Genomic DNA, 22255 nt, shown 5'->3' on the forward strand with positions numbered 1-22255 from the left:
TTAAAAGTCAACTGTACTGACCTATTTTGTCAGTTCTCGCTTTCTGATACCCGCTGGGGCAAAAAAGTACAGTGATTTTAGATCCGAATCGGACCTAAGTGCTGCGCTTCCCATCCGGGCGCAAATTTACTAAAGAAAATTGACCGCTTAGGACCCCTCCGGTCCGATACAGGAGCGCCCGGCCATGCCTCTCTTTCAACTCGTCCTGGTCGCCCTCATTCAGGGCATCACCGAATTCCTGCCGATTTCCTCCTCCGGGCACCTGATTCTGCTGCCTGCGCTGACCGGGCTGGACGATCAGGGGCAGGTGATCGACGTGGCCGTTCACGTCGGCACGCTGGCGGCAGTGGTGATCTATTTCTGGCAGGATGTGCGCACCGGCCTGATTGGGTTGCCGCGTCTGGCCTGCGGACATGTAGACACCGAAGGTGCCCGACTGGCGCTGGGGCTGATCGTCGCAACCATCCCCACCGTCCTCTTTGGCGCCGCCCTGCATTTCACCGGCTTCAGCGACGCGCTGCGCTCCACCGCTGTCATCGGCTGGACCATGCTGATCTTTGGCATCGTCCTTTATGTGGCTGACCAAAAGGGCGCGAGTTTGAAATCTGCACAAGACTGGGGCCTGCGTGATGCGCTGATCATGGGGCTGTGGCAGATGATCGCGCTGATCCCCGGCACCTCGCGGTCCGGCATCACCATCACCGGTGCCCGGCAGTTGGGCTATACCCGCACGGAAGGCGCACGGATCGCCATGCTGATGTCGATCCCGACCATTATCGCTTCGGGGGTGCTGCTCGGCGCCGAAGTCGCGGTTGAGGCCAACACCGCCCTGATGCGCGACGCCGCCATCGCCGCCGTGCTGGCGCTGGTCTCGGCCCTTGCAGCCCTTAGCCTGATGATGCGGCTGCTGAGATCGGTCAGCTTCACCCCCTATGTGATCTACCGGGTGGTTCTCGGCGTTGTGCTGCTGATCGTCGCTTATAGCTGAGATCCCTCTGGCCGATCAGACAAAGAAAAAGCGCGGCACCAGATGGACCGCGCTTCATGATCTTATATGGACCTGCCGCCAATGCGATCAGGCGTCGCCCTTCAGGTTGCGGGCCGAAGCGGTCATCACGTCGTATTGCCCGGAGGGACGGAATTTCCACAGGTAATCCGGAAGGATTGGCCCCATCAGTTCCGGCTTGATCCCCAGATCCGCGAACCCTTTGGCGCCCTCAGATACCACATTGTCGCGGCGCAGGTTCTTCAGCTGGTCGCGGGTCAGCACCTTGTTCTCGATCAGCTGGAAGCTGGCGGCCTGAAGCACGTCAAACCCGAAGGCCACGATACCGGCAACGAAACGCGGCAGCGACAGCACCAGACGACGGCGATGGATGACCGACAGCATCTCCTGCATCAGCGCGGCAAAGCTCTTCACTTCCGGCCCGCCCAGCTCGTAGATGCCCGGCTCGGCCTGACCCAGAACTCCGGCCACGGCGGCGCGCGCCACATCATCCACATAGACCGGCTGGAACAGGGTCTTGCCGCAGGCAATCGGCAGCACGGGCGACATCCGCGTCATCGAGGCGAAACGGTTGAAGAACTGATCTTCGGTACCAAAGATGATCGAGGGGCGCAGGATCACTGCAGCCGGGAAAGCCTCCTGAACGGCGGCTTCGCCTGCGGCCTTGCTGCGGGCATAGTCGCTATCGCTTTCGGCATCGGCGCCAAGGGCAGAGATATGTACCAGCTGCTGGACACCCTGTTCGGCAGCGATCCGTGCGATGCGGCCCGCGCCTTCGGCCTGGACGGCATCAAAGGTATTCTTGCCCAGCTCGTTCAGAACGCCGACGCAGTTCACAACCGCATCCGCGCCCTGCATCACCGCCGCGACAGAGGCATCGTCGCGGATGTTGCAGAAGACAGGCTCAACCTGACCAGGGACACCGTAGGGTTTTACATGCATCGCCTCGTTCGGGCGGCGCACGGCGACCCGGACCCGCCAGCCTTCCTTGGCCATCCGGCGCGCAATGTATCGACCGACAAAACCAGATCCGCCATAGATCGTGACCAGTTTGGACATCTTTTGGCTCCTGCAGTTAGCTCTTGACCCGATCTACCGGGCCAGCGGGTTTCAAACAAGGCGCAAAATCGTGTCCGGACCCACAGTTTCATGATAAATCGCTGGCTTTACCGCCGCCACCGGCCCCGGCCTTCACGGGGTCCCGGCCGCGGGGCCCTGAATCCGGCTGCAAATTGCCACCCGATGCAAAAATCCGTTTGACGCTCCCGCCGCCGGTGCGTATACGCCGCTGCACGACACCTGCCCAGGTGGCGGAATTGGTAGACGCGCTAGCTTCAGGTGCTAGTGTCCGTATGGACGTGGAGGTTCGAGTCCTCTCCTGGGCACCATAATCCTTTGTCGGAACCCCCTACAGTTTCAGATGTTCAAAGACGCCCCACAGGGCGCCCTTGAGTGATGTCTTGTTCTTAGCTCAGACTGCTATTCAGCCCTGCTTCCGGCTTTAGAAATCCTGCCACTTGTCGATGGCGGCGTTGCCATCCGTGGCAGCGGCAGGTGTCGCGTCGCTGAAGTCCCAGTCCGCATCCCCATGGGCCGTTGGCATGCTTGGCGCTGCTTCAGGGGTGTTGGGCATTGCCGTGATATTACCACCGGCTGCGATTTTGAAATGAGCAACCAGCTCGGCCAGCTTGGTGGCGTCACTGTTCAGCATGTGCCCTGCTGCGGTGGCCTCTTCCACCATGGCTGCGTTCTGCTGAGTCACCTGATCCAGCTGCACCACGCCGGTGTTGATCTCACCAAGGCCCGTGGATTGCTCCACAGCGCCTTCGGCGATATCGGTGACCAGACCAGAGATATGGTTCACCCGCTCGACAATGTTCTGCAGGGCCTCGCCGGCCTTGCCAACCAGATCCACACCACGTTCCACCTGTCTTGAGCTATCGCCGATCAGCGTCTTGATTTCCATCGCCGCATCGGAGGACCGCTGTGCCAAAGCCCGCACTTCGGAGGCAACCACGGCAAAGCCTCGGCCTGCTTCGCCTGCACGGGCGGCCTCGACCCCCGCGTTCAGGGCCAGAAGGTTGGTCTGGAAAGCGATGTCGTCGATGACACTGATGATCTGGGCGATATGGGTCGAGGATTGCTCGATCTCGGTCATTGCCGAGACTGCACTTTGCACCACGACACCACTGTTCTCGGCCTCTTTCTTGGCCTCATTCATGATGTTTTCAACGCTGCGGGCGCCGTCGGCAGCGGATTTGACCGACGCCGTCAGCTCGTCCAGCGCTGCGGCGGTTTCTTCGAGCGTTGCGGCCTGGCTCTCGGTGCGGTGTGACAGATCATCCGAAGACTGGCTGATCTCGGTCGCGCCGCTGCGGATGCTGGAGGCGGATTCCACCACTTTCGTCACCGTGCCGTTCAGATTTTCGACGGTCCGGTTGAAATCCAGACGCAGCTGTTCGTAATCCTCGGGGAACCGGTCGGAGATGCGGGTTGTCAGATCACCGCTTGAGAGTTCCGACAGCCGCGCGCCGAGGCTGGCAACGACCTTGGCCTGATTTTCGCTATGTGCCTTTTGAGTCTGCTCCATCTCACGCTGGCGGACCAGGGCTGCATGGAAGACGCCCAGACTGCGGGCCATGTCGCCGATTTCGCCTTTGTCTGGCAGGCCTGTCATCTCGATGTTCAGATTGCCCTCAGACAGGGAAATCATCCGGTTGCTGATCCGGTTCAGGAGACCACACAGCCATTTCCCCAGACCCAGCGCCATGGCGCCGGCCAGAACCATCGCCACGATGGCCGCGCCGATACCGGTGTTGCGGATCGTATTGGTGATCGCCGTGATCGCATCCAAGGGGACAAGCGCATTGCCCACGGCAACCAGATTTCCGGAGAAATCGCGGATTTCAAACGGGCTGCCCGCATAGGCATGGCCGCCAAGGTCATAATCCGACGTCTCTGCCGCCTCGCCTTTCACAAAACCTGCAATGGCAGCCGCATCCAGAAGGGCGGGACCGTCGTAACTTCCGGTCAGTCGGCGGATCTCTTCGCCAGTGCTGGAGAACGAACTGATATCGCTGTCTGGCAAAAGGTAGATTTCAAGCGCGGAATCGCCTCCTTCGGTCAGGCTTTGAACCAGGGCGCTGTCGAATTTGAGGCCGATTTCCACGCTGCCCACGTGGCTGCCATCATGGCTGATCGGGGCGATACCGCGGATACCGATGCCCGCGCGTCCCCGTTCAAGGCCCGAAACTGGCGCCTGCGTCTTGTTCGCGGCAACAACGGAATGGCGGAACCCGGATAGGTCATCGCCAAACTTCTCGGGCTTGTGCACCCGGAACAGAGACAGCGCCTCTGGAGTGTGAAACTGGAACTGAGCGATCCCGGCAGTCGTTGCCAGTCCTTTGAAGTTTTGGGCGAAAATCCGGTCAAGCGTGTCTCGGTCCTGCTCTGCCACGGCGCGCTGCACGTCCGACATGGCAGCCACGGTCTGAGCCGTGGTCAGGGCGAGTCGCTGGCGCCCTTCGATCTCGGAACTGACACGGGCCTCGAACTGACGCAGCTCGCGGAGTGTTCCCTCATCCGAGACTGTCCCCAGGCCCATGAACAAAGGCACAGTGACAATCGCGATCGCAACCAAAGAACTGACCAACAGCGCAACAACAATCCGCATTCTGAGGGACATCGTTAAAAACTCCTATCAACAGAGTCTTTTCCTAGCGCGAAGAGGCTTAAGAATTTGCATACTTAAATCACGACATGTTGATCTTTTCGCACCTACGGGTATTGGGAAACCGCCTGAACCTTGGCTCCATATTTAGCATTTATTCGAATAAGTTACGATTTCAGAACCATGGGCGGACAGATCCCGGACGCATAAGCTGACCGGAATATCGCCCGATTAAATCACCGAGAATAACAAGAGAAACCGGATCGGCTGGCGTTAGAATTCTACCCATTCGGCAGGCCCAGTGCGGGTCCGGGGAGGCATCAAAGCCGACTGTCCTGAACCTCTTTCAGATCGGGAATGACATCGGCGGTGCCATGGCGAGTCACCATCAGGGCCGCCGCGCGGGAGGCTTGCGCCATGGCCTGCGCCATCGGCATTCCGCGATCCAGACCGGCAAGGACATAACCGGTAAAGGTGTCTCCTGCCCCGGTGGTATCGACCGGCGTGACCGGCAAGGCTGGAATATCCTGCACCGCGCCTGTGGTGCCATGGAAATGGCGCGCGCCCTCTGCCCCAAGGGTAACGATCACATCTTCAACGCCCAGCGCCTCGGGCGGATTGCCGGTTGCATCCTGCAATTGACGCGCCTCGACCGCATTCAGGAACAAAAGATCCAGATACGGCAAGACCGCTGCAACCGCTGCCGCGTCAAAAGGCGCTGCCGCATAGGCCACGCGCAGCCCCAGATCACGGCCCATCCGCGCCGCATGGACCTGCAGGTTGGTCTCGTTCTGCATCACCAGAATATCCCCGGCAGAGGCAGCCGACAGGGCCTGACCGATCTGATCCGGGCTGATCGCGCGGTTGGCTCCGGGAAACAGGATGATCTGGTTTTCGCCGTCCTGATCCACAGCAATGATTGCATGGCCCGTGGGCGTGTCGATCTGCGCGATATGGCGGGTGTCGACGCCGTACTCCAGCAGGCGGTCCACCGCCCATCTGCCATCAGCGCCGACAGCACCGATGTGGCAGACGTGGCTACCGGCCCGGGCGGCGGCGACCGACATATTGGCCCCCTTGCCGCCCAGAAACTGGTCCAGACCCGAGGCTGCCAATGTCTCACCCGCCACCGGTAGATGCGGCAGCGCGTAGACCATGTCAGCGTTGATCGAGCCCAGGTTCCAGATTGCCATCGTTGCCGCCTAGCCGATGTTGCAGGCAGCCAGAACCGCCATGTTCAGCACGTCATTAGCGGTCGAGGTGGTCGAGCAGATTTGGATCGGCTTATCCACGCCCGCCAGGATCGGGCCAACCACGGTGGCACCGCCCATTTCCTGCATCAGCTTGACCGAGATGGAGGCCGAGTGCCGGGCAGGCACGATCAGAATGTTCGCGGGGCCCGATAGACGCTGGAACGGGTAATTCTCCTGCGCCTTGGCATTCAGCGCCACATCCACGGTCATTTCGCCTTCGTATTCGAAATCGACGCCGCGCTTGTCCAGAACACCCGGGGCGATATGCATCTTTTCCGCCCGCTCGGACACCGGATAACCAAAGGTCGAGAAGCTGACAAAGGCCACGCGGGGATCCAGCCCCATGTGCCGGGCCACACCAGCAGCGCGTTCGGCAATCGTCGCCAGATCGTTCTCATCCGGCCATTCATGCACCAGCGTATCGCCAATCAGCACGATCCGGCCCTTATGCAGCAACGCGGTCACGCCGGCCGCGCCGTGTTTGGCATCGGCATCAAAGACGTGGTTGATCTGATCCAGAACATGCGCGGATTTGCGGGTGGCACCGGTGACCAGACCATCGCCATGCCCATGCGCCAGCATCAGCGCCGAGAAGACGTGCCGGTCACGTCCCACCAGACGGTGGATGTCCTTACGGTCGAAGCCCTTGCGTTGCAGGCGGTTGAACAGGAAATCCTTGTAGGTGTCGAAATGCTGGGTATTGGCGGCATTGACCACCTCCAGCTCGCGTACCGCATCGCCAAGGCCGGCCGCTTCCAGCTTGGCCTTCACATCATCGGCACGGCCAACAACCAGCGCCTTGCCAAAGCCGGACCGCTGATAGGTAACGGCAGCGCGCAGCACCCGGGGATCGTCGCCCTCGGCAAAGATCATCCGCGACTGAGCAGAACGCGCGCGGGCGTTGAGGCCGCGCAGGATCGAGGCCGTCGGGTCCATCCGGCTTTTCAGGCTGATCTCATAGGCTTCCATGTCGATGATGGGACGACGCGCGGCACCAGTATCCATGCCCGCCTTGGCCACAGCTGGCGGAATCCGGTGGATCAGACGCGGATCAAACGGTGTCGGTATGATGTAATCGCGACCAAAACTCAGCGATTTGCCATAGGCCAGCGCCACCTCATCCGGCACATCCTCGCGCGCCAGCGCGGCCAGCGCATGGGCACAAGCGATCTTCATCTCGTCGTTGATGGCGCGGGCGTTGATGTCCAGCGCGCCGCGGAACAAGTAGGGAAAGCCCAGAACGTTGTTCACCTGGTTGGGATAGTCCGAGCGGCCGGTGGCGACGATGGCATCGACGCGGACCTCATGCGCCTCTTCCGGGGTGATTTCGGGATCCGGGTTTGCCATGGCAAAGATCACAGGGTTGTCGGCCATGGAGGCAACCATCTCCTGCGTCACCGCGCCTTTGACCGACACGCCAAGAAAGACATCGGCGCCTTCCATTGCTTCCTCAAGCGTCCGCAGCTCAGTCTTGACCGCATGGGCCGACTTCCACTGGTTCATACCTTCGGTACGGCCCTGATAAATCACACCCTTGGTGTCACAGACGATGCAATTGTCGTGCCGCGCGCCCATGGATTTCAGCAGCTCGATACAGGCGATGCCCGCCGCGCCCGCGCCGTTCAGCACGATTTTTACGTCTTCGATCTTTTTGCCCGAGATATGCAGCGCATTGATCAGGCCCGCCGCACAGATCACGGCGGTGCCGTGTTGGTCGTCATGGAAGACGGGGATATCCATCTCTTCCTTCAGGCGCTGCTCGATGATGAAACACTCGGGCGCCTTTATGTCTTCAAGGTTGATGCCGCCAAAGGTCGGGCCCATCAGCTTGACCGCGTCGATGAACTTGTCCGGATCTTCGGTGTCGAGCTCAATGTCGATCGAGTTCACATCGGCAAAGCGTTTGAACAGGACAGACTTCCCCTCCATCACCGGTTTCGATCCCAGCGCGCCCAGGTTTCCAAGCCCCAAAACCGCCGTCCCGTTGGAGATGACAGCCACCAGGTTGCCCTTGTTGGTATAATCATAGGCGGTTTCCGGGTTCGCCGCGATCGCTTCGCATGGCACCGCAACACCGGGGGAATAGGCCAGGGAGAGATCCCGCTGCGTGGTCATCGGGACGGTCGCATTGATTTCCCATTTGCCGGGTGTCGGCTCCAGATGGAAGGCAAGCGCCTCTTCGTTTGTGATCTTCGCTTTGGGCATGGGCTGTAGGTGTCCTCTCCTAATCGGGCACAGTCTTATCCCAGCCCTGCGTCCCTCTCAATCCGATCCGGAAAGAAAACGACCCCTAAAAAGCAATAATATTTCAAATAAAACTTGATAGATTCCGTCAGCTTTTCGCCACAATCTCGACCGATCCGTGCTACATTCCGTTAATAATGCTTAACAGCTTCTGTGTGACGCGTGGCTATAAGGCCGCAAACCGGCGCCAGAACAGCACATGTCAGAACGGCATACGACCATTTCTGAAAAAGTCACACCCGCCGCCGCAATACCGGCGGGCAGGGTAAATTTGGGATGCACGATATGACCAGTATCAACTCCAACACCGGCGCTGCCACGGCGCTACACCTGCTGGGAGGGACGACACAGCAGCTGGAAACCGTCCAGAACGAGGTCGCAACCGGAAAAGAGGTGAATACCGCCAAAGACAACGCCGCGCTTTGGGCGATTTCCCAGATCATGGAGGCCGATGTCTCCGGGCTGCGGGCAACCTCTGATGCGCTGTCGCTGGGTGAGTCCACCGTCGCCGTCGCCTCGGCTGGTGCGGAACGGATTTCCGAAGCTGTCATCGAAATGAAGGAACTGGCACTTACGGCAAGCAGCGGCCTTGTTGACTATTCCAAGATCGAAGCGCAGCTGGCCCAGAAGACGGAGGAAATCAATTCGATCATTTCTTCCTCCCAGTTCAACGGTGCCAACCTGCTGGCCACAAATGTGGACGGCAATGGCGCAACCGGCCTTAGTATTCCAACCGGAGCAGACCTGTCGTTGCTGACAGTGGATGGTGTCGATTTCGAAAGCGACCCGTTGTTCGATATCAACAACCGCACCCAGGTCACGGATCAGGCAAGCGCCCAAACCGCGCTGAGCGAGATTACCGGTTTCCTGCGCTTTGCCATCGAAGGTGCCGCTGCACTTGGGGCCTCGGCCAATGGACTGGCAGAAGAGAACAAGACCGTGCAGAACCTTGCTGATGCCACAAAAAAGGGGATCGGCGCCCTGGTGGATGCCAATATCGAGGAATCCGCGGCGCGGCTGGTTGCGCTTGATGTGCAAAAACAGCTGGGTACCACCTCTTTGTCGATTGCGAACTACAGCCCGCAATCGATCGGCGTGCTGTTCTGATCAACAGGCCCCCTCCCCGGGTCTGCGCAACAGATTGCAAATCCGGGTAATCGGGTTTTCCTTGGACCGTCCGCATTGTAAATGTCGGGCAAATAACCCCGGGGGAGCTCGCATGACCGTTACGCCCATGATGGCGCAATATCTTGAGATCAAAGCAGCGCATCCCGATGCGTTGCTTTTTTATCGGATGGGCGATTTCTACGAGATGTTCTTTGACGACGCGGTCAATGCCGCCGAGGCGCTGGACATCGCCCTGACCAAACGGGGCAAACACGACGGCGAGGATATTCCCATGTGCGGCGTTCCCGTGCATGCCGCCGAAGGGTATCTGCTGACCCTGATCCGCAAGGGGTTCCGCGTCGCGGTAGGCGAACAGCTGGAAAGCCCGGCCGAAGCCAAGAAACGCGGCTCCAAATCCGTGGTGAAACGGGATGTGGTGCGGCTGGTAACCCCCGGCACGCTGACCGAGGATTCACTGCTCGAAGCACGGCGCCACAACTTCCTGGTTTCCTATTCCGAGCTCCGGGACGAGGCGGCGCTGGCCTGGGCGGATATTTCCACCGGGGCGTTTCACGTGATGCCCATCGCCCGCGTGCGCCTGTCGCCGGAACTGGCGCGACTGGCACCCTCGGAACTGATCGTCGCCGATGGTGCGCCTTTTGATGCGACCCGCCCGCTGGCAGATGAATACAAGATCCCGCTCACCCCGCTGGGCAAGGCGAGTTTTGACAGCACCGCCGCAGAAAAACGCATCTGTACCCTGTTCAACGTCGGTGCGCTGGATGGGTTCGGTACCTTCACCCGCGCCGAGGTTTCGGCCATGGGTGCGCTGATCGACTATCTGGAGATTACGCAGAAGGGCAAACTGCCGCTGTTGCAGCCGCCGGTACAGGAGGCGCAGGATCGCGTGGTGCAGATCGACGCCTCGACCCGCGCCAGTCTTGAACTGACCCGCTCCCTGTCGGGCGGGCGCGCCGGATCGCTGTTGTCGGTGGTGGACCGGACCGTCACCCCCGGTGGTGCGCGTCTTTTGGAACAGCGCATGGCCAGCCCTTCGCGCACGCTGGATGTGATCAGCGCGCGATTGGCGGCACTGGATTTCGCGGTCGAGGCGACGCAGCTTTCGCAGGATATCCGCGTGGCGCTGCGCAAGACGCCGGATCTGGACCGCGCCCTGTCGCGCCTTGCGCTGGAACGCGGTGGTCCGCGTGATCTTGCCGCCATCCGCAACGGGCTGGTGCAGGCCGAAACCATCGCCCAGATGTGCGAAGGACAGGATCTTCCTGAACTGATCAGCGGCGCCGTGCGCGATCTCCTTGGCTTTGACGATCTTCTGTCGCTGCTGGATGCCGCGCTGGTGGCCGATCCGCCGCTGCTGGCCCGTGACGGCGGGTTCATCGCGACCGGCTATGATCCCGAACTGGATGAGGCGCGCACCCTGCGCGATGAGGGACGCTCGATTATTGCCGGGATGCAGCAGAAGTATGCGGAGCACACCGGCATCACCTCGCTGAAGATCAAGCACAACAACGTGCTGGGCTATTTTATCGAAACCACCGCGACCCACGCGGAAAAGATGCTATCGGCGCCGCTGTCCGAGACTTATATCCACCGTCAAACCACCGCAAATCAGGTGCGTTTCACCACGGTGGAGCTGAGCGAGATCGAAACCCGGATCCTGAACGCAGGAAACCGGGCGCTGGAGATCGAAAAACGGCTCTATGACAGGCTTTCCACCGCCATTCTGGACACCGCTGCGCGACTCAATACCGCTGCCAAAGGGTTGGCAGAGCTGGATCTGATCACCGCATTGGCCGATCTGGCGCGCGGCGAAAACTGGACCCGGCCCAAGGTGGACGCTTCCCGCGCGTTTCACGTGGAGGGTGGGCGCCATCCGGTGGTGGAACAGGCGCTGCGGCAACAGGGCGGCGATACCTTTGTGGCCAATGATTGCGATCTGTCGGCTGGGGATGGCGCCGCGATCTGGTTGCTGACCGGTCCCAACATGGCCGGTAAATCGACCTTCCTGCGCCAGAACGCGCTGATCGCGCTGTTGGCGCAGATGGGCAGCTATGTTCCCGCCGAAGCCGCGCATATAGGATTGATCAGCCAGCTGTTCAGCCGTGTCGGCGCCTCGGACGATCTGGCGCGCGGACGCTCGACCTTCATGGTTGAAATGGTGGAAACCGCCGCAATCCTGAACCAGGCCGATGACCGTGCTCTGGTGATCCTCGATGAAATCGGGCGCGGCACCGCGACCTATGATGGGCTGTCCATCGCCTGGGCCACGCTGGAACACCTGCACGAGGTGAACCGGGCCCGCGCCCTGTTTGCGACCCACTATCACGAGATGACCCAACTGGCCGGTAAGCTGGAGGGCGTCGAAAACGCCACCGTCACCGTCAAGGAATGGGAAGGCGAGGTGATCTTCCTGCACGAGGTCAAGAAAGGCGCCGCCGACCGCTCCTACGGGGTGCAGGTGGCGCAGCTTGCCGGCCTGCCAGCTTCGGTTGTGGCACGGGCACGCGATGTGCTGGATATGCTGGAACAAGGCAGCCGCGAAGGCGCTGGTGCAAAGATCCAGATCGACGATCTGCCGCTCTTTGCTGCTGCCCCGCCGCCGGAACCCAAACCCGCAGCAGGTCCGTCACCGGTCGAGGAATTGCTGGAAAGTATCCACCCCGACGATATGACCCCGCGCGAGGCGCTGGAGGCGCTCTACCGTCTGAAAGACACCACTGCGTAAATGCAAAGCTGTATTAATGCAAAAAGGCGACCCGCAAGGGCCGCCTTTTTCAATTCTGAATGCAGGGTCCGAGGCGATTTACACCAATAACCCCGGCAGCCTTATGCTGGTGTCGAGGAGACCCCGACCTGCGCCGGCCGCAGCAGGCGGTCGTGCAGCATGAAACCTTCGGCGGAAACCTGAATAATTTCGCCTGCCTTGGTGCCGGGCACCGGAGCTTCGAACATGGCTTCGTGCACCTGCGGGTCGAACTTATCGCCAACCGCAGGCGAGACAACGCGGATGCCGTGCTTTTCAAACACGCCCAGCAGCGCCCGCATGGTCAGCTCAACACCTTCGATCAGGGCCGAGGCCGCCTCTTTCTGTTCGTCGGTTACCGATTCAACCGCGCGCTTCATGTTGTCGAACACCGGCAGCATGTCACGGGCCAGCTTCGAGCCACCATATTGCTCGGCTTCGCGGCGGGCCTTGTCGCCCCGCTTGCGCGAATTCTCGGCATCCGCCAGAGCGCGCATGAACCGGTCCTTCAGCTCATCACGTTCCGCCCGCAGGGCATCCAGCTCCAGCGCCGCGTCATCAAATTCTTCGGTCTGTGCCGCCAGCTCTTCTGCTTCGGCATTTGCGATATCGTCGAGAAAATCGTCGTTCTTGGGCTCTGCCATTTTTCACCTCTAACTCCGGTCTGACAGCAATTTGCCGACCAGTTGCGCCGTATAGTCCACGATGGGCACAATCCGTCCGTAGTTCAGGCGGGTCGGGCCAATCACCCCCACCGCGCCAATCACCTTTCGATCCGCGTTCATATAAGGAGACACCACCAAAGAGGAACCCGAAAGTGAGAAAAGTTTGTTCTCCGAGCCAATAAAAATGCGCACGCCCTCGCCCTCTTCGGTGAGTTCCAGGAATTCGGCAATATCCTGCTTGCGCTCCAGGTCGTCGAACAGGCTGCGGATCAGATCCAGTTCTTCTGTGACGCCATTATCCGCCAGCAGATTCGCGCGTCCCCGCACGATCAGACGCGCCTGGTCGCTGCCGTCTTCTTCCCAGGCGGCCAGACCGCTTTCGATCAGCTGATGCGCCAGGTTGTCGATCTCCTGCCGCCGGGTGGCGATCTCTTCCTGCATGTCGAGGCGCACGTCACTCAGCGTGCGCCCTTCGACGAGGGCATTCAGGAAATTGGCCGCCTCGCGCATCGAACTGGGCGTCTGCCCCGGCGGCGGGGTGAACAGCCGATTTTCCACGTGACCATCGGAAAACACCAGCACCACCATCGCTCGGTCATGACCCAGCGAGACGAATTCGATATGGCGGATCTCGGCTTCATGCTTCGGTGTCAGGACCAGCGAGGCACCCTGCGTCACCCCGGAAAGCGCCGCCCCGACACGGTCGAGCATACCGCTCACATCGCCGGAATTGCGACCCAGGGTGGCATCGATCTTTTCGCGGTCCTGCGCCTTCAGATCCTCGACCTCCAGTAGGCCATCGACGAACATCCGCAGACCCAGCTGCGTCGGCACCCGTCCGGCGCTGACATGCGGGCTGTCGAGCAGGCCCAGAAACTCCAGATCCTGCATCACGTTGCGCACCGTCGCCGCGCTGACCTTTTCGCTCAGCGACCGGGTCAGGGTACGGCTGCCGACGGGATCGCCGCTTTCCAGATAGGATTCCACGACCGCCCGGAACACATCCCGCGACCGGTCGTTCATGTCTTTCAGGATATTGTTTGCGTCTGTCATGAGCATTTTCAGCGGTTACACGCTACATAGATAGGAAGGCTTTTCCGGATTGCCATTAAAGAGGCCCACACGCAAAGGTCAATCATGCTTGCATACCGCGCGCAGGCAGGGCTATCCGAAGGCCAGCAAAAAAAGGATTACTCATGCGACCCTCTGGACGACAATTGAACGAGATGCGCCCGATTTCCATCGAAACCGGATTCACCAAACATGCCGAGGGATCATGCCTGATCAAGGCGGGTGACACCCATGTTCTGTGCACCGCCACCATCGAAGACCGCGTGCCGCCCTTTATCAAGGGATCCGGCCTTGGCTGGGTGACTGCGGAATACGGCATGCTGCCCCGCGCGACCAACACCCGGATGCGCCGCGAAGCCTCGGCTGGCAAGCAAGGCGGCCGTACCGTCGAAATCCAGCGCCTGATCGGCCGTGCCCTGCGCGCCGGCGTGGACCGCGTGGCCCTGGGTGAACGCCAGATCAGCATCGACTGTGACGTGCTGCAAGCCGACGGCGGCACCCGCTGCGCCTCGATCACCGGTGGCTGGGTAGCCCTGCGTCTGGCAGTCAACAAACTGATGAAGGCCGGCGATGTCAGCATCGACCCGCTGGTCGATCCGGTGGCAGCCGTATCCTGCGGGATCTATGCCGGGCAGCCGGTTCTGGATCTGGACTACCCTGAAGATTCCGAAGCCGGCGTCGATGGCAACTTCATCATGACCGGATCCGGCAAACTGATCGAAGTGCAGATGTCCGCCGAAGGATCGATGTTCTCGCGCGAGCAAATGAATTCCTTGATGGATCTGGCCGCAAAAGGCACCGCCGAACTGGCAGAAATGCAAAAGGCAGCCTGCGCATGAGCCGGAAGTTTGAAGGCGATCGGCTGTTGATCGCCACGCATAACAAAGGCAAGCTTGAGGAGATGGCGCATCTCCTCAAGCCCTTTGGCGTCTCCGTTGTCGGCGCCGCCGAAATGGATCTGCCAGAACCTGAGGAAACCGAGGACACCTTTGTCGGCAACGCCCGGATCAAGGCGCATGCCGCGGCCAAGGCGACCGGGCTCCCTGCCCTGTCGGATGATTCCGGGATCACCATCGACGCCCTAGGTGGGGCGCCGGGCGTCTATACCGCAGACTGGGCGGAAACCGGCAATGGCCGCGACTTCATGATGGCCATGACCCGCGCCCATAACGAGCTGGAAGCCAAGAACGCCCCCCACCCGCGTACCGCGCAGTTCCGCTGCACGCTGGTTCTGGCCTGGCCCGATGGCCATGACGAGGTTTTCGAAGGTATTGCCCCCGGTCATCTGATCTGGCCAATCCGCGGCGAGGCTGGTTTTGGCTATGATCCGATGTTCATACCTGATGGCTTTGACGTGACCTTTGCCGAGATGGATCGCTGGGAAAAGAACAAGATCAGCCATCGGGCAAACGCCGTGGCAAAGTTCATCAAAGGGTGTTTCGGGGAATGACCCATCCCGTGGATGACTGGCGCAATGGGGGCTTTGGCCTCTATGTGCACTGGCCCTTTTGTCAGGCCAAATGCCCCTATTGCGATTTCAACAGCCACGTCACCGCAAATATCGACCAAAGCGTCTGGGTCAAAGCCTATCAATCCGAGCTGGCACGTGTGTCCGAGCAACTTCAGGGTCGGGTGTTGAATTCGATCTTCTTTGGTGGCGGCACCCCTTCACTGATGCATCCCGACACCGTTGCCGCCGTGATCGAGGCCGCGCGGGATATCTGGCCCTTTGCCAATGACATCGAAATCTCGCTCGAGGCGAACCCCGGATCGGTCGAGGCTGGCCGGTTTGCAGGCTATCGCGACGCAGGAGTGAACCGGATCTCGATGGGCATTCAGGCGTTAAACGACGCCGACCTGCGCCGCCTTGGCCGTATCCATTCCGTGGCCGAGGCCAAGGCCGCCTTTGACATTGCGCGCAATTGTTTTGACCGCGTCAGTTTCGACCTGATCTATGCCCGGCAAGGTCAGACCCCGCAGGACTGGCAGGCCGAGCTGACCGAGGCGCTGTCGATGTCCATCGACCACCTGTCGCTCTATCAGCTGACGATCGAAGAAGGCACCGCCTTTGGCGACCGCTATGCCCGGGGCAAGCTGCGGGACCTGCCCAGCGATGACAGCGCCGCCGACATGTACCAGCTGACACAGGACATCTGCGCCGCCCATGGCATGCCCGCCTATGAGGTCTCCAACCATGCGGTTCCCGGCGCGGAGAGCCGCCACAACCTGGTTTACTGGCGCTACGGCGACTATGTGGGCATCGGCCCCGGCGCCCATGGTCGTATCACGCTGGATGGCGCCCGCTATGCCACCGAAACCCACCGCGCCCCCGGCGCCTGGCTGGAGGCGGTTTCCAAAGGTTCTGGCGAAAACCTGCGGGAAGCCCTGGAGCGCGAGGATGCCGCTGTCGAATGTCTGATGATGGGTATGCGCCTGCGGGAAGGGCTGGATATGGAGCGCTACGCACAACTCTCTGGCACGCCGCTGAGAAATGAAAAGCTGCAGGACCTTGAGAAGATGGGAATGATCTCTATCTCAGGACAAAGACTGCATGCGACTGACAAAGGCCGTGCGGTGCTCAACGCGATCCTTCGCGATCTCTTGGTGGACTGACCCAATGCGCTATATCTACGCCGGACTAGGGATTTGTTGCGTAGCATTGGCAATCGTCGGGGTTATCCTTCCCCTGCTCCCCACCGTGCCCTTCTTGCTTCTGGCAACATTCTTTTTCGCAAACTCTTCGGAGCGGCTGCACGACTGGATCATCTCTCACAACATCTTCGGGCCAATGATCCTGGATTGGCGCGAAAACGGCGCCATCCGACCAACCGCAAAAAAGGCGGCAACCGGATCGATTGCCGCCGTCTTTCTGTTGTCTCTGATGCTGGGCGCCCCCTCCCACATCCTGATTATTCAGGCGGTGGTTTTGTCAGGCGTGCTGACCTTTATCTGGTCGCGCCCTAGCGGCTGAGCAGATTGCAAAGCTCATCCAACTGATCAAGCGTCTCATAGCTGATCGTCACCGAACCGCTTTCCCCGCCCGCGATATGATCAATCGATACCTTCATCCGCAACATCGCTGACAGATCGCCTTCAAGCGCGCGGGTATCCGCGTCCTTTTCCACCTCTTTGCGCGGTTTTTTCGGAGAAGAGTTGGTAGTGGTACCCGCCGCATCCTTTTTCACCAGATTCTCGGTCGCGCGGACGGACAGCCCGCCTTTGACGATCTTCTTGGCCAGTTCCGATGCATGGTCTGACGTAATCAGCGCCCGCGCGTGGCCGGCGGACAATTTCCGTTCCTGAACAAGCTGTTGCACGTCGGAAGGTAGGTGAAGAAGCCGCACAAGGTTGGCAATATGGCTACGGCTCTTGCCCAACGCCTCAGCCATTTTTTCCTGGGTGTGGCCGAACTTTTCCATCAACTGCTTATAGCTTTGCGCCTCTTCCATCGCATTCAGGTCTGACCGCTGAATGTTTTCGATGATGGCGACTTCGAGCATTTCAACGTCGTCATAGTCCCGGATTAGAACCGGAACCTCATGCAACTGCGCCGCCTGCGCGGCCCGCCAGCGGCGTTCACCAGCCACGATCTCGTACATGCCGCCATCGCGCGGACGCACGATCAGCGGCTGCAAGACGCCCTTTTCCTTGATAGAGGCCGTCAGGTCATCCAGATCTTCTTGAAGAAACTGCCGACGGGGCTGATCAGGGTTGGCGGTAACCTTCTCGATTGGCACCAATACTTCGGCATTGCGGGGTGCTTCGGCTTGGGTGCTAACGGGTTCCGGGTTCACATCGGCCATCAGCGCCGACAATCCACGTCCCAATCCGCGAGGTTTGTTCTTTTTTTCTGTCATGGTGCCCTCCCCTTTATGCTGCCAGTCTTTGATGATTGGCGACTATTTCTTCTGCCAGTGCCCGGTACGCCCGCGCCCCCAGCGAGTTCGTATCGTAGTTCAGGACCGGCAACGCATAGGACGGCGCCTCGCTCACCCGTACGTTCCGGGGAATCACAGTCCGGAAGACCAGCTCACCCAGGTTGTCGCGCGCATCCTGTTCAACCTGTTGCGACAGATTATTGCGACGGTCGTACATCGTCAGCACTACACCCTCGATCCTCAAATCCGGGTTTGCCGCCTGCCGTACCTCACGAATCGTCAGCATTAGCTGCGATACCCCCTCGAGCGCGAAGAACTCACTTTGCAGCGGGATAAGAACCGAATGCGCGGCGACCATCGCATTCACCGTAAGCAGGTTCAGCGAAGGCGGGCAATCGATCAGGATGTAATCCCATTCGTATTCGTCCATCGCCGTCTGTCGCAGGGCGTCATGCAATAGGAAGCTGCGTTTTTCGTTGGAAACCAGTTCGATATCGGCGGAACTCAGATCCACCGTCGCCGGAATAACGCAGAGATCCTCGATCTCAGTTGCCCGAATAACCTCGGACAGCGGCGCATCATCAACCAAAAGATCGTAAGTGGTGTAATCCCGATCATCGGCCTCAATTCCCAAGCCAGTGGATGCATTCCCCTGCGGGTCCAGATCAACGACGAGGACGCGCAATCCGCCTTCGACCAGGGCCGCAGCGAGGTTTATTGCCGTCGTTGTCTTACCTACTCCACCCTTTTGATTAGCAACCGCGATGATACGTGGCCCATCCGGGCGGGATAAGTCAGACACGAGCAACTCCCTCTATTTTCAGTACGACCGCGTCGGGTTCAGTTAAACTTGTAATCGGTTCGAAATCGAATCGCCATCGTTGCCGCGCGTTATCCACTTCTTTTTTCCAGTTTGCACCTTTTGGGAACAAGGCGATGCCTGTCGGGCTGAGGTGACGTTCAGCAAATTCCAGTAGGAGCGACAGATCCGCAAGCGCCCGCGCAGACAGAACATCCGCATTTTGCGGGTCCGCCTGCTCTATTCGCTTTGAAATTACGGTAAGTTTCGCCCCGCACTCCCGTGCCGCGGTACGCAGGAAGGCCGACTTTCGTTGATCCGATTCGATCAGCGTAACCTTGGTATTCGGAGATTCCTCTGCCGCCATAATGGCGACGATAACACCTGGAAGGCCGCCGCCACTTCCCATATCAACCCAGTGGTTTGGCGGAGAAACACATCGGAAAACCTGGACCGAATCGATGATATGACGGGTCCAAAGGTCATCCAGGCTGTTCCGGGAAACTAGGTTGATCTTCGGATTCCATTTTAGCAAAACTTGTTCGAATATTTTCAGCCGGTCGAGTGTTTCACGTGAAACATTCAGCCGTTCCAACAAAGCTTCGGTTGTCATGCAGTACGGCTCCGTTGGGTGGAACTCTTCCGCAACCTTGCCAAAAGCAGGGCCAGTGCAGCCGGCGTCATCCCATCCAGACGTGCTGCCTGCGCCAGGTTTTCAGGCCGGGCTCGCTCCAGTTTTTGTTGCAACTCGTTGGAAAGACCTTCGATCCCGACGTATTCAAAATCCCTCGGGATCAGATAGCTCTCATCCCGCTTTAGCGCTGCGATCTCTCGCTCCTGCCGGTCGATGTAATTTGCATAAAGCGCGTCACGCTCCAACTGACGTCGTGTTGTAGCATCGCTGTTCGCGAGTTCAGGCAGCAAAGGAAAAAGATCTTCGAACGACACATCAGGAAACGCCAGGACATCCAAGCCGGTCCGTTTATTGCCATCCTGATTTACGCGGATACCAGCCTCGGAAACCTGTTTTGGAGTGAACACCGACTCAGTCAGAACACCTCGCGCAGCATCCAGGCGCTCCATCTTCTTTTGGAACATTTCTTTGCGGGCCCGCCCCGCGCAGCCAACCTCAATCGCCAGAGGCGTCAGCCGTTGATCCGCATTGTCGGCCCGGAGGGACAAACGGAATTCCGCACGGGAAGTGAACATCCGGTAGGGTTCCGTCACGCCATTCGTGGTCAGGTCATCGACCATAACCCCAATGTAGCTGCCGGAGCGACCAAAGACAATCGGGTCCTCCTCCCTGCTCCGCCGAGCTGCATTGAGGCCTGCGACCAGGCCCTGTGCAGCGGCCTCTTCGTATCCGGTTGTACCGTTAATTTGTCCAGCCAAGAACAAGCCGGGAACTTCCTTGAGTTCCAAACCCAGTGTTAGCGCCCGCGGATCAATGTAATCGTACTCAATGGCATATCCGGGTTGAATGATCTTGGCGTCTTCCAGGCCAAAGATCGAATGCACGTAGTCCTCTTGCACATCCACCGGCAGGCTCGTCGAAATCCCGTTTGGATAAACGGTGTTATCGTCGACGCCCTCTGGTTCCAAAAAGATTTGGTGCGATGTTTTATCAGCGAACCTGACGACCTTGTCTTCAATCGACGGGCAATACCGCGGTCCGACCCCTTCGATATGACCGCCGTACATAGCAGATCGTTCAAGGTTTTCCCGAATGATCTCATGCGTCTTTTCGTTGGTGTGCGTAATCCCGCAGGACACCTGTTTTGCGGTCACCTGCGTGGTTGCAAAGGAAAAGAACGTTGGATCATCATCCCCGGGCTGCGATTCCAATTCATCCCAACGAATCGTTGTTCCGTCCAACCGAGGCGGCGTACCGGTCTTGAGGCGTCCCAACGGTAATTCAAAGCTATCGAGACGTTCTGCCAGGCTGACCGACGGTTTATCGCCCATACGACCACCGGGTCGCGACACATCGCCAATATGAATGACACCGCGCAGGAACGTGCCAGAGGTGAGAATGACAGCCTTCGCCCGGATTTGAGATCCATCGGCCAAGACGACGCCCGTTACCGATTGGCCGGACATGATGAAGTCGGTCGCTTCTCCTTCGATAATATCGAGACAGTCCTGCTGTTCGGTAAGCTTGAGCATCTCCCGACGATAGATTGCTCGGTCGGACTGGGCGCGAGGGCCCTGGACGGCTGGTCCCTTCCGCCGATTCAGGAGTCGGAACTGAATGCCGGCAAGATCGGCAACACGCCCCATGACGCCGTCAAGAGCGTCAATTTCCCGCACGAGGTGGCCTTTGCCCAAACCGCCAATAGCCGGGTTACAGGACATCACGCCGATGCCTTCGCGTTTTAACGTGATCAGGGCGGTGTTTACACCCATCCGAGCCGCCGCATGAGCAGCTTCGGTGCCGGCGTGACCACCGCCGATTACAACAACGTCATAGGCTGAATGTTTCACGTGAAACACTCCTCATTTTCCAAGGCAGAAGCTCGAGAAAATCTCATCCAGGAGATTTTCAACTCCGACACGTCCAACCAACAGTTCAAGCGATCGGATTGCTGACCGCATATCCTCAGCAGCAAGATCATAATGCTCCGGTCCCAACTCGAGAACCGATTGCGCCTGATGTAAGCTCTTCAACGCGGAAGACAAAGCCTCCCTGTGGCGATTACGGGTGGAGATCCCTGGATGAGCCGAGCGCGACTTCAAAACCGTCGCAATGTGCTCAACTAGCCTATCGATCCCCTGCCCCGTTTTCCCGGAAATTGCATCTTCCGCATCATCCCGAGCATCCGCTTTTGGCAGCAGGCGAATATCTCCGTCCTGCATTTCCACGTCAGGCGTTTCGCTAGCTTCTGCCAGAAACACACGGATATCAGCATTCTCGGCCCTCTTCCGCGCCAAGGCAATACCAATGCTTTCGACGTGATCCTCGGTATCGCGCAGGCCGGCTGTGTCGAGAAGCGTGACCGGAAGGCCAGCGAGATCCATCTTCACCTCGATAATATCCCGCGTGGTGCCAGCGTATTCCGACGTAATGGCTGCCTCACGTCCCGCAAGTGCATTCAGAAGTGTCGATTTCCCGACGTTTGGAGCACCAACGATGGCCACCTCAAACCCAGAGCGGATGCGTTCGGCGATTTTGACGCCAGCGACCTCGGTTTCCAAATCCTTTTGAACGCCTGCGAGGAGGCTCGATACCTCGGGCGTAACATCCACCGGAACCTCTTCATCCGCGAAATCAATGGTGACTTCGATCAAAGAGGCTGCCCGGATCAGATCGCTCCGCCACCGTTCGGCCAGTTGCCCAATTGCCCCAGACAGCACTACCTGGGCCTGTTTGCGCTGCGCCTCAGTTTCGGCATCGATCAGATCGGCAAGACCCTCGACCTGCGCCAGATCCAGCTGTCCGTTCTCCAGGGCGCGACGCGTGAACTCACCCGGTTCTGCCTGCCGCAATCCGTCGATTTCGCCAAGCGCATCCAACACAGCAGAAACCACTGCCATACTGCCATGCACCTGAAATTCAACGACATTTTCACCGGTAAAGCTATGCGGTGCGGCGAAACTCAGCACCAGCGCCTCATCCAGAGGATCACCTGCCGCATCCGTCAGCACCCGCAGTCCCCGTCCAGGAACCGGCACCGCAGTTACGCAAAGCGCGTTCATCGCCTCCAGCGCCTGTGGGCCAGAGACACGAATAACCGATACCCCGGCCTTCCCCTGAGCAGAGGCCAACGCAAAGATCGTATCCATGTGTGGCCGTCCTTT

Annotated in this window: 18 protein-coding genes and 1 tRNA gene; 8 read left to right on the top strand and 11 right to left on the bottom strand. The window is 59.4% G+C overall.

From position 1 onward, the window contains the following. Window positions 1-184 precede the first annotated feature (184 nt). Complete coding sequence (locus tag SM766_RS10010) at window positions 185-988, top strand: undecaprenyl-diphosphate phosphatase (protein WP_368947681.1); 804 nt, start codon at window positions 185-187, stop codon at window positions 986-988. A gap of 87 nt (window positions 989-1075) precedes the next feature. Here SM766_RS10010 and SM766_RS10015 read toward each other — a convergent pair whose 3' ends face one another. Beyond that, window positions 1076-2065: a complex I NDUFA9 subunit family protein gene (locus SM766_RS10015; protein WP_368947682.1), complete on the bottom strand. Its 990-nt coding sequence runs from the start codon at window positions 2063-2065 to the stop codon at window positions 1076-1078. A 242-nt stretch (window positions 2066-2307) separates the two neighbouring features. Between SM766_RS10015 and SM766_RS10020 the strand changes: the two genes are divergently transcribed. Continuing rightward, window positions 2308-2394, top strand: a tRNA-Leu gene (locus SM766_RS10020). Between the two features lie 113 nt (window positions 2395-2507). Here the strand turns inward: SM766_RS10020 and SM766_RS10025 are convergent. The 3 genes from SM766_RS10025 to SM766_RS10035 form a co-directional block, all read right to left on the bottom strand. Continuing rightward, complete coding sequence (locus SM766_RS10025; RefSeq protein ID WP_368947683.1) at window positions 2508-4691, bottom strand: methyl-accepting chemotaxis protein; 2184 nt, start codon at window positions 4689-4691, stop codon at window positions 2508-2510. Between the two features lie 305 nt (window positions 4692-4996). Next, a complete protein-coding gene (locus SM766_RS10030) occupies window positions 4997-5869 on the bottom strand; it encodes a ribokinase (RefSeq protein WP_368947684.1) in 873 nt (290 codons plus the stop codon). 9 nt (window positions 5870-5878) lie between these two features. Beyond that, entirely contained in the window at window positions 5879-8134 is a 2256-nt protein-coding gene (locus SM766_RS10035; RefSeq protein WP_274833181.1) for an NADP-dependent malic enzyme, read from the bottom strand. Window positions 8135-8458: 324 nt separating this feature from the next. Here SM766_RS10035 and SM766_RS10040 point away from each other — a divergent pair, with 324 nt between their 5' ends. Together SM766_RS10040 and mutS are read left to right on the top strand one after the other, a co-directional pair. Continuing rightward, window positions 8459-9280 carry a flagellin N-terminal helical domain-containing protein gene (locus SM766_RS10040; protein WP_065273645.1) on the top strand — a complete coding sequence of 274 codons (822 nt, stop codon included), beginning with the start codon at window positions 8459-8461 and terminating at the stop codon, window positions 9278-9280. Window positions 9281-9392: 112 nt separating this feature from the next. Beyond that, entirely contained in the window at window positions 9393-12026 is a 2634-nt protein-coding gene (mutS, locus tag SM766_RS10045; protein WP_368947685.1) for a DNA mismatch repair protein MutS, read from the top strand. A 101-nt stretch (window positions 12027-12127) separates the two neighbouring features. Here the strand turns inward: mutS and SM766_RS10050 are convergent, their stop codons facing one another. Next, window positions 12128-12688 (bottom strand): nucleotide exchange factor GrpE, encoded by a 561-nt coding sequence (locus SM766_RS10050; RefSeq protein WP_065271992.1) that lies wholly within the window; start codon window positions 12686-12688, stop codon window positions 12128-12130. A gap of 9 nt (window positions 12689-12697) precedes the next feature. Next, complete coding sequence (hrcA, locus tag SM766_RS10055; RefSeq protein ID WP_065271993.1) at window positions 12698-13762, bottom strand: heat-inducible transcriptional repressor HrcA; 1065 nt, start codon at window positions 13760-13762, stop codon at window positions 12698-12700. Between the two features lie 143 nt (window positions 13763-13905). Here hrcA and rph point away from each other — a divergent pair, with 143 nt between their 5' ends. Genes rph through SM766_RS10075 form a run of 4 tightly spaced genes read left to right on the top strand, consistent with a single transcriptional unit; the run spans window position 13906 to window position 16751 of the window. Beyond that, window positions 13906-14619 (top strand): ribonuclease PH, encoded by a 714-nt coding sequence (gene rph / locus SM766_RS10060; RefSeq protein ID WP_065271994.1) that lies wholly within the window; start codon window positions 13906-13908, stop codon window positions 14617-14619. Further along, window positions 14616-15230, top strand: coding sequence for an RdgB/HAM1 family non-canonical purine NTP pyrophosphatase (gene rdgB / locus SM766_RS10065; RefSeq protein ID WP_368947686.1), 615 nt, complete (start codon window positions 14616-14618; stop codon window positions 15228-15230). The genes rph and rdgB overlap by 4 nt, the downstream gene beginning before the upstream one ends. A gap of 8 nt (window positions 15231-15238) precedes the next feature. Then, the gene (gene hemW, locus SM766_RS10070; protein ID WP_368947711.1) at window positions 15239-16393 is read left to right on the top strand and encodes a radical SAM family heme chaperone HemW; all 1155 of its coding nucleotides are present in this window, start codon (window positions 15239-15241) and stop codon (window positions 16391-16393) included. 4 nt (window positions 16394-16397) lie between these two features. Then, the gene (locus tag SM766_RS10075; protein WP_274867859.1) at window positions 16398-16751 is read left to right on the top strand and encodes a YbaN family protein; all 354 of its coding nucleotides are present in this window, start codon (window positions 16398-16400) and stop codon (window positions 16749-16751) included. Here the strand turns inward: SM766_RS10075 and SM766_RS10080 are convergent. Genes SM766_RS10080 through mnmE form a run of 5 tightly spaced genes read right to left on the bottom strand, consistent with a single transcriptional unit; the run spans window position 16741 to window position 22240 of the window. Continuing rightward, on the bottom strand, window positions 16741-17637 hold the full coding sequence (locus tag SM766_RS10080; protein ID WP_065271997.1) for a ParB/RepB/Spo0J family partition protein: 897 nt from the start codon (window positions 17635-17637) through the stop codon (window positions 16741-16743). The two genes, SM766_RS10075 and SM766_RS10080, sit on opposite strands and share 11 nt — an antisense overlap. A 13-nt stretch (window positions 17638-17650) precedes the next feature. Then, complete coding sequence (locus SM766_RS10085; protein ID WP_274829989.1) at window positions 17651-18460, bottom strand: ParA family protein; 810 nt, start codon at window positions 18458-18460, stop codon at window positions 17651-17653. After that, on the bottom strand, window positions 18453-19070 hold the full coding sequence (gene rsmG, locus SM766_RS10090; protein WP_368947687.1) for a 16S rRNA (guanine(527)-N(7))-methyltransferase RsmG: 618 nt from the start codon (window positions 19068-19070) through the stop codon (window positions 18453-18455). Before rsmG ends, SM766_RS10085 begins: the two co-directional genes overlap by 8 nt. Beyond that, window positions 19067-20941: a tRNA uridine-5-carboxymethylaminomethyl(34) synthesis enzyme MnmG gene (gene mnmG, locus SM766_RS10095; protein ID WP_368947688.1), complete on the bottom strand. Its 1875-nt coding sequence runs from the start codon at window positions 20939-20941 to the stop codon at window positions 19067-19069. The genes rsmG and mnmG overlap by 4 nt, the downstream gene beginning before the upstream one ends. A gap of 12 nt (window positions 20942-20953) precedes the next feature. Then, window positions 20954-22240 carry a tRNA uridine-5-carboxymethylaminomethyl(34) synthesis GTPase MnmE gene (gene mnmE / locus SM766_RS10100; protein WP_368947689.1) on the bottom strand — a complete coding sequence of 429 codons (1287 nt, stop codon included), beginning with the start codon at window positions 22238-22240 and terminating at the stop codon, window positions 20954-20956. Window positions 22241-22255 lie beyond the last annotated feature (15 nt).

The sequence above is a fragment of the Pseudophaeobacter sp. A-200-2 genome (genome assembly GCF_041008815.1).
GTDB classification, from domain to species: Bacteria; Pseudomonadota; Alphaproteobacteria; order Rhodobacterales; family Rhodobacteraceae; genus Phycobacter; species Phycobacter gallaeciensis_A.

Excerpts from the sequence above, each read along its gene's own strand:
- SM766_RS10015 (WP_368947682.1), bottom strand. The coding sequence starts at position 2,065 with ATGTCCAAACTGGTCACGATCTATGGCGGATCTGGTTTTGTCGGTCGA.
- mnmE (WP_368947689.1), bottom strand. The coding sequence starts at position 22,240 with ATGGATACGATCTTTGCGTTGGCCTCTGCTCAGGGGAAGGCCGGGGTA.
- SM766_RS10040 (WP_065273645.1), top strand. The coding sequence starts at position 8,459 with ATGACCAGTATCAACTCCAACACCGGCGCTGCCACGGCGCTACACCTG.
- SM766_RS10075 (WP_274867859.1), top strand. The coding sequence starts at position 16,398 with ATGCGCTATATCTACGCCGGACTAGGGATTTGTTGCGTAGCATTGGCA.
- SM766_RS10010 (WP_368947681.1), top strand. The coding sequence starts at position 185 with ATGCCTCTCTTTCAACTCGTCCTGGTCGCCCTCATTCAGGGCATCACC.
- hrcA (WP_065271993.1), bottom strand. The coding sequence starts at position 13,762 with ATGACAGACGCAAACAATATCCTGAAAGACATGAACGACCGGTCGCGG.
- SM766_RS10080 (WP_065271997.1), bottom strand. The coding sequence starts at position 17,637 with ATGACAGAAAAAAAGAACAAACCTCGCGGATTGGGACGTGGATTGTCG.
- SM766_RS10035 (WP_274833181.1), bottom strand. The coding sequence starts at position 8,134 with ATGCCCAAAGCGAAGATCACAAACGAAGAGGCGCTTGCCTTCCATCTG.
- rsmG (WP_368947687.1), bottom strand. The coding sequence starts at position 19,070 with ATGACAACCGAAGCTTTGTTGGAACGGCTGAATGTTTCACGTGAAACA.
- mutS (WP_368947685.1), top strand. The coding sequence starts at position 9,393 with ATGACCGTTACGCCCATGATGGCGCAATATCTTGAGATCAAAGCAGCG.
- rph (WP_065271994.1), top strand. The coding sequence starts at position 13,906 with ATGCGACCCTCTGGACGACAATTGAACGAGATGCGCCCGATTTCCATC.
- SM766_RS10025 (WP_368947683.1), bottom strand. The coding sequence starts at position 4,691 with ATGTCCCTCAGAATGCGGATTGTTGTTGCGCTGTTGGTCAGTTCTTTG.
- SM766_RS10050 (WP_065271992.1), bottom strand. The coding sequence starts at position 12,688 with ATGGCAGAGCCCAAGAACGACGATTTTCTCGACGATATCGCAAATGCC.
- rdgB (WP_368947686.1), top strand. The coding sequence starts at position 14,616 with ATGAGCCGGAAGTTTGAAGGCGATCGGCTGTTGATCGCCACGCATAAC.
- SM766_RS10030 (WP_368947684.1), bottom strand. The coding sequence starts at position 5,869 with ATGGCAATCTGGAACCTGGGCTCGATCAACGCTGACATGGTCTACGCG.